Origin of the sequence: Castellaniella denitrificans, assembly GCF_027214045.1 — a bacterium.
Taxonomy (GTDB): Bacteria; Pseudomonadota; Gammaproteobacteria; order Burkholderiales; family Burkholderiaceae_B; genus Castellaniella; species Castellaniella denitrificans_A.
Genome location: NZ_JAPWHE010000006.1, coordinates 64748 through 79725 on the forward strand (window position 1 = coordinate 64748; position 14978 = coordinate 79725).

The window sequence follows — 14978 nt, forward strand, 5'->3', positions numbered from 1 at the left end:
CCCTCATGACGCTGACCGAACTGAAATACATCGTCGCCGTGGCGCGCGAGCGCCATTTCGGGCGGGCCGCGGAAGCCTGTTTCGTCAGCCAGCCCACGCTGTCCGTGGCCATTCGCAAACTCGAGGAGGAACTGGGCGTGGTGCTGTTCGAGCGCGGTGGCGCCGAGGTCGGCATCACGCCCATCGGCCTGCGCGTCGTCGCCCAGGCCCAGAAGGTTCTGGAAGAGGGTGCCAATCTGCGCGAAATCGCCCGCCAGGGGCACGACCCGCTGGAAGGTCCGCTGCGCGTCGGCGTGATCTACACCGTGGGGCCGTACCTGCTGCCTTACCTGGTACCCGAGCAGATCCGCCGCACCCCCCAGATGCCGTTGCTGCTCCAGGAAAATTACACCGCGCGGCTGCTGGAGTTGCTGAGGCAGGGCGAGATCGACTGCGCCATCGTCGCCCTGCCGCTGCCCGACACCGGCCTGTCTCAATGCGCTCTGTACGACGAACCTTTCTACGTCGCCCTGCCGCACAGTCATCCCTGGGCACAGGAAGCGCAGATCGATTCCGCCCGCCTGAAGGAAGAGACCATGCTGTTGCTGGGTGCCGGCCATTGCTTCCGCGACCAGGTGCTGGAAGTCTGCCCGGAACTGTCCCGTTTCTCGGCCTCCAGCGAAGGCATCCAGCGCACTTTCGAGGGGTCCTCGCTGGAAACCATCCGCCATATGGTGGCCGCGGGCATCGGCATCACCGTCCTGCCGGCGAGCGCTCTGGGCATGCAGGGCGTCGAAAGCCGGCTGCTGCGTTTCGTGCCGTTCAAGCCGCCGGCCCCCGATCGGCGTGTGGTGCTGGTCTGGCGCAAGAGCTTCCCACGCCAGGCGGCCATCGAAGCCTTGATCCAGGCGGTGCGCCACTGCGGCATGCCGGGCGCGACCATGCTGGAGGATGCGGCTCCTGTGGCCACCGAAGCGGACTGACGCAAACGCCCGATATGCCGGAATCGATCAATGCAAAGGGTTTTCCCTATGTTATTCTGAAGGCGTCCGATCGATTTCTAGAAGGAGCAACCTTATGGCCAAGACCGTCAAGAAAACCAGTCCGAAGAAATCCTCCATCGCGCCGTCCAGCGGCCTGCCCATCGACATCGGCATTTCCGCCGAGGACCGCGCCGAGGTCGTCGCGGAACTGTCCAAAACGCTGGCGGACACCTACACGCTGTACCTGATGACCCACAACTTCCACTGGAACGTCACGGGGCCCATGTTCAGCACGCTGCACCAGATGTTCATGACCCAATACACGGAAATCTGGCAGGCGCTGGACGCCATCGCCGAGCGCATCCGCGCCCTGGGGCATTACGCACCTGGCACCTATGCCGAATATGCGCGGCTCAGCTCGATCGCCGAGCCCGCGTCGGTGCCTTCGGCCGAGGACATGCTGCGCATGCTGGTCGACGGCAACGAATCGGTCGCGCGCACCGCACGCCGGGCCTTCCAGTGCGCCGACGCCGTGAACGATCAGCCCACGGCCGACTTGCTCACGCAGCGCCTGGACGTGCATGAAAAGAACGCCTGGATGTTGCGCAGCCTGCTGGCCTGACCTCATATCCACGCGTTGTTGCGCGACCCCGCGCAACGCGATATCGGGAAAACCCCCGTATGGCGCAATGGCCGCTATCCGGGGGTTTCGTGTATTCTTTTCCAGGTCTTTCACAGGAGGTTTTATGAACGTACGCTTTACGCCGATGGCAGCCGCACTGGGTCTGGCCGCCGGCATGATGCTTTCTTCCGTGGCGCATGCCGATACCATCCGCATCGCCATCGCGGGGCCCTTCACCGGGGCGTTGACCCAGTACGGAGACATGGTCAAGGAAGGCGTGGACACGGCGATCGAGACCATCAACGCCAATGGCGGCGTGCTGGGCAACAAGCTGGAAGCCGTTGTGATCGACGACGGCTGCGAGCCCAAACAGGGCCCGGTCGTGGCCAACCGCGTCGTCAATGAAAAGATCCACTACGTCGTAGGCCACGTGTGCTCGGGCGCCACGATCGCCGCGACGCCCGTCTACAACAACGAAGGCGTGGTCATGATTTCCCCGTCCGCCACCTCGCCCCTGGTGACCGACGGCAAGAACTACGACATGATCTTCCGCACCATCGGCCGTGACGACCAGCAAGGTCCCGCCGCCGCGGAATTCATCGCTCAAAAGGTCAAGCCCAAGGCCGTGGCCGTGCTGCACGACAAGCAATCGTACGGCCAGGGCATCGCCACCGCCGTCAAGGCGGATCTCGAAAAGGCCGGCATCAAGGTCGTTCTGTTCGAAGGCATCAACGCCGGCGACAGCGACTATTCCGCCGTGATCACCAAACTGAAGTCCTCGGGCGCCGACTTCGTCTACTACGGCGGCTACCATCCCGAAATGGGCCTGTTGCTGCGCCAAGGCGCAGAACAGGGCCTGCAGGCCAAATTTATGGGCCCCGAAGGCGTGGGCAACCCGGACATCAATGCCATCGCCGGCCCGGCCGTTGAAGGCATGCTGGTGACCCTGCCGGCCGACTTCACCTCCGATCCGGCCAATGCGTCCGTGGTCAAGGCCTTCAAGGACAAGAACCGCAACCCGGGCGGCGCCTTCCAGTTGACCGCCTACTCCGCCGTCGAAGCCATCGCCGCCGGCATCAAGGGCGCGGGCAAGGACGATCCGGCCAAGGTCGCCGCCTGGCTGCATGGCCACTCGGTCAAGACCCCGATTGGCGACATCGCGTGGAACAAGCAGGGCGACCTCAAGTCCTTCAAGTTCGACGTCTTCACCTGGCATGCCGACGGTTCCAAGTCCGTCTTCAAGTAATCCGTTCCGTCCCGGGGCGTCATGACGCCCCGGCGACGAAAACGGCGCGACCCTTCCGGGGCCGCGCCGTTTTTTCATGGCCGCGCCATGCCGGCGCGACTCAGTCCTGGATGCGCTTTCCGGTTTCGGCGTCGAACCAGTGCGCCGGGTGCTCGCCATCCGGCCCCAGCGTGATCTCGTCGCCGGGCGACAGGGCGCGGCTTCGGGTTTCGGATACGGCGCAGCGCAGGACCAGTGCCTGATCACCCCAGCGGGCATGGATCAGCTGTTCGGACCCCAGGATCTCGATCATCTCGACCCGGGCTTGCAAGCCCGGCGCGCCGAGCTTCAGGTGTTCCGGGCGCAGCCCCAGGATCAGACCGTGCGCGGCGGATCGAGGGGGCGCGGCCAGGGGCAGGGCGGCACCGTCCGGGCCGACGGCCCGGCCCTGGACATCGGTGTCCACCCGCAGCAGATTCATCGGCGGCGAGCCGATGAAGCCGGCCACGAAGAGGGTGGCGGGCCGTTCAAAGACCTCGACAGGCGTGCCGATCTGTTCGGGCACCCCTTTGTTCATGACGATCATGCGGTGGGCCAGCGTCATGGCCTCGACCTGGTCATGGGTGACGTACAAGCTGGTGGTGCCCAGGCGCTGGTGCAGCTTCTGGATTTCCAGGCGCATCTGCACACGCAGCTTGGCGTCCAGGTTGGACAGGGGTTCGTCGAACAGGAAAACAGCCGGTTCGCGCACGATGGCGCGGCCCATGGCCACGCGCTGGCGCTGGCCGCCGGATAGCTGGCGCGGGCGCCGTTCCAGCAACTGCCCCAGTTCCAGGATGCGGGCGGCGTCCTCGACGCGGCGGCGGATTTCGCCGCGCCCCAGGCGGCGGATCTTCAGGCCGTAGGCCATGTTGTCGAAGACGCTCATGTGAGGGTAGAGCGCGTAGTTCTGGAACACCATGGCAATGTCGCGTTCTGCGGGTTCCAGGTCGTTGACGACCCGGTCGCCGATCGCGATTTCTCCGCCGGTGATGGTCTCCAGTCCCGCCACCATGCGCATCAGGGTCGATTTGCCGCAGCCTGACGGCCCGACGATCACGACGAATTCACCATTGCGGACTTCCATGTCGAGGCCGTGGATGACAGCCACGTTGCCCGGATAAATCTTGCGCACGTTGCGGAAGCTGAGGGTTGCCATGGGGAATGCGTTTTCCTATTTTTCTGAATCGACCAGGCCCTTGACGAACCATTTCTGCATCAGGATGACGACGGCCGCGGGCGGCAGCATCGCCAGCATGGCCGTAGCCATCACCAGATTCCATTCGGTGACGCTGTCACCCCCGGCGATCATGCGGCGGATGCCGACCACGACGGGGTACATGTTTTCGTGCGTGGTGATGATCAGCGGCCACAGATACTGGTTCCAGCCGTAGATGAACTGGATCACGAACAGGGCGGCGATGCTGGTGCGCGACAGCGGCAGCAGGATGTCCTTGAAAAATCGCATGGGGCCGGCGCCGTCGATGCGCGCGGCCTCGACCAGTTCATCGGGCACGGTCAGGAAGAACTGCCGGAACAGAAAGGTGGCCGTGGCCGAGGCGATCAGCGGCAAGGTCAGGCCGGCGTAGCTGTTGAGCATGCCCAGGTCGGCGACCACCGCATAGGTGGGCGCGATGCGGACTTCCACGGGAAGCATCAGGGTGACGAAGATCATCCAGAAACACAGCATACGAAAGGGAAAGCGGAAGTACACCACGGCGAAGGCCGACAGCATGGAAATGACGATCTTGCCGATGGCGATCGCCAGGGCCATGAAGGTGCTGATCCACAGCATCCGGCCCACGGGCGGGGTATTGATCGCTCCGCCTTTCAGCACGGCCCAGTAGTTGTCCAGGAAGTGGGCGCCAGGGACCAGGGACATCGGCGCCCGGGCGACTTCCTGGGCCGTCTGGGTGGAGGCCACGAAAGCCACGTACAGCGGAAAGGCGATGACCGCCACACCCAGGATCAGCGTGAGGTGCGAGACGAGGTCGAGCAGCGGACGGCGTTCAACCATGGGCGCCTCCGGAAAGAGGGGCATCCATCAGTAGTTCACCTTGCGGTCGACGTAGCGGAACTGCAGCGCCGTCAGGCCGATCACGATCAGCATCAGGATCACCGACTGGGCGGCGGAGGCGCCCAGGTCCAGGCCTTTGAATCCGGCGTTGTAGACTTTGTAGACCAGGATGTCGGTGGCGTGCCCGGGCCCGCCCTGCGTGACCACGTCGATTACCGCGAAGGTATCGAAGAAAGCGTAGATGAAGTTGATCACCAGCAGAAAGAAGGTCGTGGGCGAGAGCAGCGGAAACACGATGGTGCGGAAGCGCCGGAAGGGGCCCGCGCCGTCGATGGCGGCGGCCTCGATCAGCGAACGGGGGATGGACTGCAGGCCGGCCAGGAAGAACAGGAAGTTGTAGGACACCTGCTTCCAGATCGAGGCGAAGACGACCAGCGCCATGGCGTCGGCGCCGTCCAGGCGCGGATTCCAGTCGAGGCCAAGCTGCGCCAGGTAGACCGCCAGGATGCCGACCGAGGGCGAGAACAGGAACAGCCACAGCACTCCGGCGACCGCCGCCGCGACCGCATAGGGCCAGATCAGCAGGGTCTTGTAGATGCCCGCGCCGCGCACCACGCGGTCGGCCATCACGGCCAGCAGCAGCGAGATCGCCAGTCCGCCGCAGGCCACCAGCGCAGAGAACCAGAGCGTGGTGCGAAACGAGCCCAGGTAGTCGGCGCTGGAGAACAGGTCCGCGAAATTGTCCAGCCCCGCGAACTGCGAGGACAGGCCGAAGGGGTCCTCCAGACGGAAGGACTGCCACATAGCCTGGCCCGCAGGCCAGAAGAAGAACACCAGCGTGATGGCCAGTTGCGGCGCCAGCAGCAGCCAGGGCAGGCTGCGGTGGCGGAAAACGACGCGTTTCTCCATCAACCTACTTGACGCTCTTCTGGAAGCGTTCGAGCAGGGCGTTGCCCTGGGTGTTCATTTTCTTCAGGCCTTCCTCGGGGCTGGTCTGGCCGGCGAAGATCTGTTCCATGGTGCTGTCCTCGATGTCGCGGATCTGCGGCAGATAGCCCAGCCGGATGCCGCGCGAATTCGCGGTGGTGTTGGCGTCGAGTTGCCTGACCGCGATTTCCGTGCCCGGGTTCTTGTCGTAGAAGCCGGATTCCTTGGTGGCCTGATAGCCGGCCTTGGTGACGGGAACGTAGCCGGTGCCCTGGTGCCAGGCGGCGGCCTGCGTGGGGCTGGCCAGGAACTTGAAGAACTTGATCACGCCCTTGTAGGCGGCGTCGGACTTGCCGGAGAACACCCACAGAGAGGCGCCGCCGATGATGGAATTCTGGGGTGCGCCCTGCACGTCGGGATAATAGGGCAGGGTGCTGGTGCCGAAGGCGAAGCCGCCGGTCTTGATGATGGAGGCGCGCATGCCGCTCGAGCCGGTGTACATGCCGCACTTGCCCGAGGTGAACAGGGCGTTGCCCGCATCGCCGCGCCCGCCGTAGGTGAAGGTGCCGGCCTTGGCCATTTCGGACAGGAAGCCCAGGTGCTTCTTGAACAACGGGCTGTCGAGCCGCAGGCGGGCGTCCAGGCCGCCGAAGCCGTTGTCCTGGCTGGCGTAGGGCACGTTGTGCCAGGCGGCGAAATTTTCCAGCAGCACCCAGGACGGCCAGGCCGAAGAATAGCCGCATTCCATCCCGGCGGCGCGCAGTTTTTTCGCGGCCTCGGCGACCTCGGGCCAGGTCTTGGGAGGGTGTTCGGGATCCAGGCCGGCTTTTTTGAAGGCGTCCTTGTTGTAGTACAGCACGGGAGTGGAGCTGTTGAAGGGCATGGACACCAGCTTGCCGTCCGGGGATGAGTAGTAGCCGGCCACGGCGCCCAGGAAGGCGGACGGATCGATGGGGTCGCCGACGGATTCGGACAGCGCCTGGACGGGCTTGATGGCGCCCTTGGCGTACATCATGGTGGCGGTGCCGACCTCGAAGACCTGGAGAATGTCGGGGGCGTTGCCCGCGCGGAAAGCGGCGATTCCGGCATTCATGGATTCGCCGTAGTTGCCCTTGTAGACGGCATGCACGACGTAGTCGGACTGACTGGCGTTGAAGTCCTGGGCGAGCTTGGCGACGCGTTCGCCCAAGGGGCCTTCCATGGAATGCCAGAACGTGATGTCGGTGGCGGCCTGGGCCATGCCTGCGCTGGTCAGCAAGGCGACCAGCGCGGTCGTGCGGAACAAGGGAAAAGCCATGGTGGTCTCCTGTGATTGTGCCCCCCTCCGGTCCCGTCGGGGCGGCGGCGGGAGGTGATTATAGGCAGCCATTGTGATGGGCTGATGACCGCTTTGGCAATCCCTGATTTCCTTGTCTCCTCACCTTGTTTTTTTGCAGACTCCCGGTCGGGGGCTTCTATGAAAAGACGCTTGTCCGTACAATGCCGGGTCATGAAAACCGAACTCTCTCTCGCGCTCATTGGTGGCGGCAATATGGCCAACGCCCTGGCCAGCGGCCTGATCGGCCGTCGTTGCGCGGCCGGCAACGTGCATGTCATCGACCCCGGCGAGGCCACTCGCGGGGGCTGGGAGGCGCTGGGCACCACCACGGCCGCGGCGCCCGACGCCCGTCTGTCCGAATGCCGCGTCTGGTTCTTCGCCGTCAAGCCCCAGGTGATGGCCGAGGTCGTGCGCCAGTGCCGGCCGTGGTTGCGTCCCGACACCCTGGTCATCAGCATCGCCGCCGGCATCCCCGGAGAGGCGATCGCGCGCTGGCTGGGCACCGATGACCAGCCCTACACTCGGGTCGTGCGCTGCATGCCCAACACGCCTGCGCTGATCGCCAGCGGCATGACGGGCATGGCGGCCTTGTCGGGCGTGGACGAGTCCGACCGTGCGCTGGCGGAGGAATTGTTGCGCGCCGTCGGCGAGGTCATCTGGGTGAGTGACGACGCCGCCATCGACGCCGTCACGGCGGTGTCCGGCAGCGGTCCGGCCTATGTCTTCCTGTTCCTGGAATCCCTGATCGCGGCCGGGATCGAACAGGGATTGACGCCGGACCAGGCGCGCCGGCTGGCGCTGGGCACCTTCCATGGCGCCACCCAGCTGGCGACGTTGTCGCCGGATTCGCCCGCGGTCCTGCGGGAGCGGGTGACTTCGAAGGGCGGCACCACGGCGGCGGCCCTGGCGGTCTTACAGGATCGCGGCCTGCCCGACATCATGCGCCAGGCGGTCTCCGCCGCCGCCCGTCGCGCGGGCGAACTGGCGCGGGAGTTCTCGGTTTGATCCGTCCCCAATAATTTGGCGCGGCGCATCGCCACGCTTCTTCATAAGGGATTAACCGTAGTGACACCCCCCGGGTGAGCCGTCAGAATACGCCTGCCGCTCAGGGCGGAAGCAAAACCAAGGCTTTCAGCGCCCCTGGCTTCGACCCTGACCGGGTTGTCGAAACCGCCAACGGCGCCTCTACCGGAGACTATCGAATGAAGTTCAAACTGCGCATCACCCCCTGCATCCTCGCGTTCGGATCTCTGGCTCTGGTTGCCGGCGCCCATGCCGACACCCTCAAGATCGGCATCCCACAGCCGATGACCGGTCCCAACACCCAGTACGGCGATCAAATACAGGCGGGCGCGCTGACGGCCATCGATGCCATGAACGAAGCCGGCGGCATCAAGGGCATGAAGATCGAACCGCTGCTGATCGACGATGGCTGCGAACCCAAGCAGGCGGTCCCGGCCGCCAATCGCGTGATCAACTCCGGCGCCAAGTTCGCCGTGGCGCATGCCTGCTCGGGCACCACCGTGCCGGCCGTGAACGTCTACGAACAGGAAGGCATCGTCGCCATCACCCCGGGCGCCACGTCCCCGCTGGTGACCGACACGATCAAGCCGCACTTCTTCTTCCGCACCATCGGCCGCGACGACCAGCAGGGTCCTTTCGCCGCCGATTACATCGCCAAGCAACTCAAGCCCAAGAAGGTTGCCATCCTGCACGACAAGCAGACCTATGGCAACGGGGTGGCCACCCAGGTCCAGAAAGCCCTCGAAAAGGACGGCGTGAACATCGCCATGTTCGAGGGCATCAACGTGGGCGACAGCGACTATTCCGCCGTGATCTCGAAACTGAAGGCGCTGGGCCCCGACCTGATCTATTTCGGCGGCTATCACCCCGAATTGGGCCTGCTGCTGCGCCAGGCGCGCGAACAGGGCCTGGACACCCAGTTCATGGGTCCCGAAGGCGTGGCCAACAAGGATCTCGCCGCCATCGCCGGGCCGGCCGTCGACAAGCTGCTGGTGACGCTGCCCGCCGACTTCACCAAGCGCAAGGGCAATGAACAGATCCTCGAACAGTTCAAGAAATATCAGCGCAGTCCCGACGGCGCGTTCACCATGACCGCCTACGCGGCGATGCAGGTGCTGGCCGCCAGCATCAACGCGGTGGGCGCGGACCCGGCCAAGGTCGCCGATTACATGCACGGCCACAGCTTCGATACCGCGATCGGCAAGGTCGATTACGATGCGAAGGGCGACCTCAAGCATTTCGAATTCGCCGTCTTCCGCTGGGATGCCAATGGCAACCTGACCCAGATCCAGCCCTGACGGGCTCTGCCGGCCCCGGCGCAAGCCGGGGCCGCCGCGGTTCTTCCGGGCGCTTGTCGCCCGGCCGTTTTTTCGTCTTATTCCCCCGACATCATGTCCGACCTGCTTCCTCTATTGACGCAACAGCTGTTCAACGGCTTGTCGCTGGGCGCCATCTATGCCCTGATCGCCATCGGCTACACCATGGTCTACGGCATCATCGGCATGATCAACTTCGCCCACGGCGAAATCTACATGATCGGCGCCTACGTGGGCCTGGTCACGCTGTCGGCCATCGGCGTCAACAGCGGCCTGCCGCTGCCCCTGATGGTGCTGATCATGCTGATCATGGCCGTGCTGGTGACTGCGGTCTACGGCTTCGCCGTCGAAAAAATCGCCTATGCGCCGCTGCGCGACAGCCCGCGCCTGGTGCCGCTGATCTCCGCCATCGGCATGTCGATCTTCCTGCAGAACTGGGTGGCCACGGGACAGGGCGCGCGCGACATGGCCGTGCCCGCCTTGATCACCGGGTCGTTCAACTTCACGATCGGCGCCAGCGATTTCAGCGTGACCGCGCCGTATTCCCGCATTCTGATCATCGTGGTCACGGTGCTGATGATGATCGGCCTGACGCTGTTCATCAAGTATTCCCGCACCGGCCAGGCGTCGCGGGCCTGCTCCCAGGATCTGCGCATGGCCAACCTGCTGGGCATCGACACCGGCCGGATCATTTCCTTCACCTTCATGATCGGCGCCATGCTGGCCGCGGTCGGCGGGGTGCTGATCGCCCTGGCCATCGGCAAGCTCAACCCCTTCATCGGTTTCATCGCCGGCATCAAGGCCTTCACCGCCGCCGTGCTGGGCGGGATCGGCAGCATCCCCGGCGCCATGCTGGGCGGCGTGCTGCTGGGTCTGGCCGAGACCTTCGCCGCCGCCTTCATCTCCTCGCAGTACAAGGACATCGTCGCCTTCCTGCTGCTGGTCTTCATCCTGCTGTTCCGTCCCACGGGGCTGTTGGGCAAACCCGAGGTGGAAAAAGTCTAAATGAACCAGAATCTCAAGAACGCGGCGATCGCCTCGCTGCTGGCGGGTGTGATCATCGCGCCCGTGTATGGTTTGCAGATCCTGCGCAAGGGACAGGAAACCTATCTGCAGCCCGATTGGAAAATGATCCTCGGCGGCATGCTGGCCGTCTTCGTCATCCAGCTGCTCAATGCCTGGCTGCGCCAGCGCAGGGCGGGCAAGGTCGCCTCGCCCTCGCGCTTGCGCCTGCCCGCCGTCACCGACAAATTCCGCCACCGGGCGATCCTGGTGCTGATCCTGTTCGCGCTGGCATGGCCCTTTTTCACGGGGCGGGCCCAGGTGGACATCGCCACGCTGGTGCTGATCTACGTCATGCTGGGGCTGGGCCTGAACATCGTGGTGGGCTTCGCCGGTCTGCTGGACCTGGGCTTCGTCGGTTTCTACGCCACGGGCGCCTATACCTACGCGCTGCTGTATCACTGGGCGGACTGGGGGTTCTGGCAAGCGTTGCCGTTCGCCGGACTGGTGTCGGCCTTTTTCGGCTTCATCCTTGGTTTCCCGGTGTTGCGGCTGCGCGGCGATTACCTGGCGATCGTGACGTTGGGTTTTGGCGAAATCATCCGCCTGTTGCTCATCAACCTGAACAGCTTCACGGGCGGTCCGGACGGCATCTCGGGAATCCCCAAGCCATCCTTTTTCGGCTACCAGATGATGCGCCGTTCGGTGGACGGCATGCCGACTTTCCATGAACTGATGGGCTGGCCCTTCGACAGTCAGGACGTGGTGATCTACCTGTACCTGATGGCCTTGGTGCTGGTGCTCTTCACCCTTTACTTCACCAGCCGCCTGATCCGCATGCCGATCGGCCGCGCCTGGGAGGCCCTGCGCGAAGACGAGATCGCCTGTCGTTCCCTGGGCCTGAATCCGCGCAACATCAAGCTCTCGGCCTTCACCATGGGCGCCATGTTCGCCGGCTTCGGCGGGGCGTTCTTCGCCGCGCGCCAGGGCCTGGTCAACCCCGAGTCCTTCACCTTCATCGAGTCGGCGCTGATCCTGGCCATCGTCGTGCTGGGTGGCATGGGCTCGCAACTCGGGGTCATCCTGGCCGCCGTGCTGCTGACCGTCATCCCCGAGATCGCCCGCGAATTCGCCGAATACCGCATGCTGATCTTCGGCCTGGTCATGGTCGTCATGATGGTCTGGCGCCCGCAGGGCCTGCTGCCGGTGAAACGTCCGCAAGTGGAATTGGAATCATGAGTGAAACATTGCTGAAGGTCAGCGGACTGACCATGCGGTTCGGAGGTCTGCTGGCCGTCGACCAGGTCGAATTCGATGTGCGTCGCGACGAGGTCTTCGCCATCATCGGCCCCAATGGCGCCGGCAAGACCACCGTCTTCAACTGCGTGGGCGGCTTTTACAAGCCCACCACGGGCGACATCCTGATGGACGGCAAGACCCTCACCGGCCTGCCCAGCCACAAGGTTGCTCGCCACGGTCTGGTGCGCACGTTCCAGAACGTGCGTCTGTTCAAGAACCTGACCGTGCTGGAAAACCTGATGGTGGCGCAGCACACCCTGATGGAAACCGGCCTGCTGCAGGGGCTGTTCAAACTGCCCTCGTTCCGGCATTCCGAGACCGAGGCCAAGAAACGCGCGGTGCAATGGCTGGATTTCATGGGCATCCGCGAGTACGCCAACCGCGAGGCCGGCAATCTGGCCTACGGTCATCAGCGGCGCCTGGAGATCGCGCGCTGCATGATCACCCAGCCGCGCCTGCTGATGCTCGACGAGCCCGCTGCGGGCCTGAATCCTCAGGAAAAGCGCGACCTGCAATCGCTGATCGACCAGTTGCGGCGTGAATTCGGCGTGGCCGTGTTGCTGATCGAACACGACATGAGCCTGGTCATGGGCGTGTCGGATCGCATCCTGGTCATGGAGCATGGCAAACCCATCATCACCGGCCTGCCCGACGAAGTTCGCGCGGATCCCCGCGTCATCAAAGCCTATCTGGGGGAATGACCGTGCTCAAGCTCGAAAACGTCAGCACGTTCTACGGGGCCATCCAGGCTCTGAACGAAGTGTCCGTAGAGGTCAACCAGGGGGAAATCGTCACCCTGATCGGTGCCAACGGCGCCGGCAAGACGACCCTGCTCATGTCGGTCTGCGGCAATCCGCGCGCCCGCTCGGGCAGGATCACTTTCCTGGACGAGGACATCACCCAGGAGTCCACGCACGTCATCATGCAGCGCGGGATCGCCATCTCGCCCGAGGGCCGACGCGTGTTCCCGGACCTGACGGTGGCGGAAAATCTGAACATGGGGGCGTTCTTCCTGAACCGCGCCCAGACCGAAGAGGGCATGGAACACGTCTTCGACCTGTTCCCGCGCCTGCGCGAGCGCGCCGGCCAGCGCGCCGGCACGATGTCCGGCGGCGAACAGCAGATGCTGGCCATCGGCCGCGCGCTGATGACGCGTCCCAAACTGTTGCTGCTGGATGAGCCGACCCTGGGCCTGGCGCCGTTGATCATCGCGCAGATCTTCGACATCATCCGCACCATCCGCGAGGAGGGCGTAACGGTGTTCCTGGTCGAGCAGAATGCCAACAAGGCGCTGCAAGTGGCCGATCGGGGCTACGTCCTGGAAACCGGCAAGGTCGTGCTGGCCGACACCGGCGCCAACCTCCTCAGCAACGACGAAGTTCGAAAAGCGTACCTCGGCGCCTGAGGCCGTCCCGGCATCGATACCAAGACAAACGGCCCCACCTTCGGGTGGGGCCGTTTTTTTGCGCCTGTCCACAGGACAGCCCGCAGGGGCTGTCCTGAGTCAGTCCAATCCTTCCGCCTTCAGCGCCGCCCGGACACCGGCGTCGGCGCGCAGGCGGGCCTGGAATTCCCGCAGCGCATCCAGGCCATCCAGCGGGATCTTTTTCGCGTCCGCCCACAGCAGCAGCACGAACAGGTAGGCATCCGCCACGGAACGGCTACCGGCGAGCCAGTCGCGGCCACGCAGCCGGGCGTCCACGATGGCGAACAGGCTGCGCAATTTTTCGGCCGCCTTGCCAGCCACCACCTTGCCCGCAGCCTCGTCGCCGTCCGTGTAGTAGGTCGGGCCGAAGACCAGGGAAAAGGTCTTGTGCAGATCGGAATTGCACAGGCCCAGCCAGCGGCGGGTCTCCGCGCGCTCATTGGGCGTGTCACCCAGCAGGCCGGCCTCGGGGTTCAGCTCGGCCAGATATTCCAGAATGGCGGTACCCTGGGTCAGGACGAAGTCGCCGTCCACCAGCGTGGGGACGGCGCCCATCGGATTGAGCGCCAGATAGGCGGCTTCCTTGGTCTGTTCGCGGGTCAGGCGGACGGTTTCGTAGGGCTTGCCGATCCATTCGAGCGCAATATGGGTGGCCAAGGGGCATGCGCCGGGAAAATAATAAAGTTTCATGAGGTTCCCAGAGTGGAATAGGGGGGATCGCCCTGTGTTATACCACCGCACGAGGCCGTTGAGGATTGAAGCATTCATCCATGGGGTAGACTATCCAGTTGACGCTGTCTTACGATGAGGCCTCTTTCATGGATCCCTTGCGCATTGTTTTCCTGGACCGGGATTCCCTGCCGGCGACGGAGCATTTCACCGGCCCGGAGGCGCCCCACGAACTTGTGCAGTACCCGCGCACCGCGCCGGAGCAGGTCGTCGAGCGCATCCGCGACGCCGACATCGTGATCGTCAACAAGGTCGTGCTGGCCGCAGACGCGATCGACCAGGCGCCGCGCCTGCGCATGATCGCGGTCAGCGCGACGGGTACCGACAACATTGACCTGGACGCCTGCGACCGGCGCGGCATCATCGTGTCCAACGTGCGCGATTATGCCGTGCATGCCGTGCCGGAGCACACCTTCGCCCTGATGCTGGCGTTGCGGCGCAACCTCCTTGCCTACCGCCAATCCGTGCGCGAAGGCCGTTGGCAGGCCAGCGGCCAGTTCTGCTATTTCGACTTTCCCGTGCGCGACCTCGCCGGATCCACGCTGGGCATCATCGGCCGGGGCGCGCTGGGTGAAGCGGTGGCCGAGATCGCCCGTGCTTTCGACATGAAGGTCCAGTTCGCCGCGCGCCGGGACGCGAGCGAACCGACCCACGACTACACGGATTTCAATCACGTGCTGCGCACCAGCGATGTGATCAGCCTGCATTGCCCGCTCAATCACCAGACCCGGGGCATGATCGGCGCCGCCGAATTCTCCCTGATGGAACGCAAGCCGCTGCTGGTGAACACCGCGCGCGGCGGACTCGTGGATGAATACGCGTTGGAGCACGCGCTGCGGACCGGCCAGATCAGCGGGGCGGGCTTCGATGTCGCCTCCCAGGAGCCCCCCGCGCCCGACCACCCGCTGATGCGTCTGCTGGATCTTCCGAATTTCATCCTGACTCCGCACATGGCCTGGGCCAGCGACGTCGCCATCCGGACGATGATCCGGCAGGTGCGTGACAATATCGATGCGTTCTTGCGGGACGATCCCCGCAATGTCGTCGCCGGCTATCGCGCCACCCGCTGACCC

At 64.5% G+C, this 14978-nt stretch carries 15 protein-coding genes; 10 read left to right on the forward strand and 5 right to left on the reverse strand.

Annotated features, from left to right (window positions below; genetic code table 11):
• Positions 1-5 precede the first annotated feature (5 nt).
• The 3 genes from O4H32_RS09780 to O4H32_RS09790 all read left to right on the forward strand — a co-directional run bounded on the left by O4H32_RS09780 (position 6) and on the right by O4H32_RS09790 (position 2830).
• Positions 6-962, forward strand: a complete 957-nt coding sequence (locus O4H32_RS09780) for a LysR substrate-binding domain-containing protein (RefSeq protein ID WP_269358690.1) — start codon at positions 6-8, stop codon at positions 960-962.
• Between the two features lie 94 nt (positions 963-1056).
• Complete coding sequence (locus O4H32_RS09785; protein ID WP_269358691.1) at positions 1057-1584, forward strand: Dps family protein; 528 nt, start codon at positions 1057-1059, stop codon at positions 1582-1584.
• A gap of 124 nt (positions 1585-1708) precedes the next feature.
• Positions 1709-2830, forward strand: a complete 1122-nt coding sequence (locus O4H32_RS09790; RefSeq protein WP_269358693.1) for a branched-chain amino acid ABC transporter substrate-binding protein — start codon at positions 1709-1711, stop codon at positions 2828-2830.
• Positions 2831-2930: 100 nt separating this feature from the next.
• On the opposite strand, the gene O4H32_RS09795 is transcribed toward O4H32_RS09790, so the two are convergent.
• Genes O4H32_RS09795 through ugpB form a run of 4 tightly spaced genes read right to left on the reverse strand, consistent with a single transcriptional unit; the run spans position 2931 to position 7089 of the window.
• Positions 2931-4007: a sn-glycerol-3-phosphate import ATP-binding protein UgpC gene (locus O4H32_RS09795; RefSeq protein ID WP_269358695.1), complete on the reverse strand. Its 1077-nt coding sequence runs from the start codon at positions 4005-4007 to the stop codon at positions 2931-2933.
• Between the two features lie 15 nt (positions 4008-4022).
• Complete coding sequence (gene ugpE, locus O4H32_RS09800; RefSeq protein ID WP_269358697.1) at positions 4023-4865, reverse strand: sn-glycerol-3-phosphate ABC transporter permease UgpE; 843 nt, start codon at positions 4863-4865, stop codon at positions 4023-4025.
• Between the two features lie 27 nt (positions 4866-4892).
• Positions 4893-5774 carry a sn-glycerol-3-phosphate ABC transporter permease UgpA gene (gene ugpA / locus O4H32_RS09805; RefSeq protein ID WP_269358698.1) on the reverse strand — a complete coding sequence of 294 codons (882 nt, stop codon included), beginning with the start codon at positions 5772-5774 and terminating at the stop codon, positions 4893-4895.
• Positions 5775-5778: 4 nt separating this feature from the next.
• Positions 5779-7089, reverse strand: coding sequence for a sn-glycerol-3-phosphate ABC transporter substrate-binding protein UgpB (ugpB, locus tag O4H32_RS09810; protein ID WP_269358700.1), 1311 nt, complete (start codon positions 7087-7089; stop codon positions 5779-5781).
• A gap of 192 nt (positions 7090-7281) precedes the next feature.
• On the opposite strand from ugpB, the gene proC reads away from it, so the two are divergent.
• The 6 genes from proC to O4H32_RS09840 all read left to right on the forward strand — a co-directional run bounded on the left by proC (position 7282) and on the right by O4H32_RS09840 (position 13155).
• Positions 7282-8115, forward strand: coding sequence for a pyrroline-5-carboxylate reductase (proC, locus tag O4H32_RS09815; RefSeq protein WP_269358703.1), 834 nt, complete (start codon positions 7282-7284; stop codon positions 8113-8115).
• 197 nt (positions 8116-8312) lie between these two features.
• Positions 8313-9431: a high-affinity branched-chain amino acid ABC transporter substrate-binding protein gene (locus tag O4H32_RS09820; protein WP_269358705.1), complete on the forward strand. Its 1119-nt coding sequence runs from the start codon at positions 8313-8315 to the stop codon at positions 9429-9431.
• A 93-nt stretch (positions 9432-9524) separates the two neighbouring features.
• Positions 9525-10454 carry a high-affinity branched-chain amino acid ABC transporter permease LivH gene (gene livH / locus O4H32_RS09825; RefSeq protein ID WP_269358707.1) on the forward strand — a complete coding sequence of 310 codons (930 nt, stop codon included), beginning with the start codon at positions 9525-9527 and terminating at the stop codon, positions 10452-10454.
• The gene (locus O4H32_RS09830; RefSeq protein WP_269358708.1) at positions 10455-11690 is read left to right on the forward strand and encodes a high-affinity branched-chain amino acid ABC transporter permease LivM; all 1236 of its coding nucleotides are present in this window, start codon (positions 10455-10457) and stop codon (positions 11688-11690) included.
• Positions 11687-12451, forward strand: a complete 765-nt coding sequence (gene livG, locus O4H32_RS09835; protein ID WP_269358710.1) for a high-affinity branched-chain amino acid ABC transporter ATP-binding protein LivG — start codon at positions 11687-11689, stop codon at positions 12449-12451. The genes O4H32_RS09830 and livG overlap by 4 nt, the downstream gene beginning before the upstream one ends.
• Before the next feature lie 2 nt (positions 12452-12453).
• The gene (locus tag O4H32_RS09840; protein ID WP_269358712.1) at positions 12454-13155 is read left to right on the forward strand and encodes an ABC transporter ATP-binding protein; all 702 of its coding nucleotides are present in this window, start codon (positions 12454-12456) and stop codon (positions 13153-13155) included.
• A gap of 99 nt (positions 13156-13254) precedes the next feature.
• Here the strand turns inward: O4H32_RS09840 and O4H32_RS09845 are convergent, their stop codons facing one another.
• Positions 13255-13866 carry a glutathione S-transferase family protein gene (locus O4H32_RS09845; RefSeq protein ID WP_269358713.1) on the reverse strand — a complete coding sequence of 204 codons (612 nt, stop codon included), beginning with the start codon at positions 13864-13866 and terminating at the stop codon, positions 13255-13257.
• A 128-nt stretch (positions 13867-13994) separates the two neighbouring features.
• Here O4H32_RS09845 and O4H32_RS09850 point away from each other — a divergent pair, with 128 nt between their 5' ends.
• Positions 13995-14975, forward strand: a complete 981-nt coding sequence (locus tag O4H32_RS09850) for a D-2-hydroxyacid dehydrogenase (protein WP_269358715.1) — start codon at positions 13995-13997, stop codon at positions 14973-14975.
• The last annotated feature ends 3 nt before the right edge of the window (positions 14976-14978 follow it).

Coding starts and splice junctions, on each gene's coding strand:
- livG (WP_269358710.1), top strand. CDS start 11,687: ATGAGTGAAACATTGCTGAAGGTCAGCGGACTGACCATGCGGTTCGGA.
- O4H32_RS09795 (WP_269358695.1), bottom strand. CDS start 4,007: ATGGCAACCCTCAGCTTCCGCAACGTGCGCAAGATTTATCCGGGCAAC.
- O4H32_RS09830 (WP_269358708.1), top strand. CDS start 10,455: ATGAACCAGAATCTCAAGAACGCGGCGATCGCCTCGCTGCTGGCGGGT.
- O4H32_RS09780 (WP_269358690.1), top strand. CDS start 6: ATGACGCTGACCGAACTGAAATACATCGTCGCCGTGGCGCGCGAGCGC.
- O4H32_RS09850 (WP_269358715.1), top strand. CDS start 13,995: ATGGATCCCTTGCGCATTGTTTTCCTGGACCGGGATTCCCTGCCGGCG.
- ugpB (WP_269358700.1), bottom strand. CDS start 7,089: ATGGCTTTTCCCTTGTTCCGCACGACCGCGCTGGTCGCCTTGCTGACC.
- livH (WP_269358707.1), top strand. CDS start 9,525: ATGTCCGACCTGCTTCCTCTATTGACGCAACAGCTGTTCAACGGCTTG.
- ugpE (WP_269358697.1), bottom strand. CDS start 4,865: ATGGTTGAACGCCGTCCGCTGCTCGACCTCGTCTCGCACCTCACGCTG.
- proC (WP_269358703.1), top strand. CDS start 7,282: ATGAAAACCGAACTCTCTCTCGCGCTCATTGGTGGCGGCAATATGGCC.
- O4H32_RS09820 (WP_269358705.1), top strand. CDS start 8,313: ATGAAGTTCAAACTGCGCATCACCCCCTGCATCCTCGCGTTCGGATCT.
- ugpA (WP_269358698.1), bottom strand. CDS start 5,774: ATGGAGAAACGCGTCGTTTTCCGCCACCGCAGCCTGCCCTGGCTGCTG.
- O4H32_RS09790 (WP_269358693.1), top strand. CDS start 1,709: ATGAACGTACGCTTTACGCCGATGGCAGCCGCACTGGGTCTGGCCGCC.
- O4H32_RS09785 (WP_269358691.1), top strand. CDS start 1,057: ATGGCCAAGACCGTCAAGAAAACCAGTCCGAAGAAATCCTCCATCGCG.
- O4H32_RS09845 (WP_269358713.1), bottom strand. CDS start 13,866: ATGAAACTTTATTATTTTCCCGGCGCATGCCCCTTGGCCACCCATATT.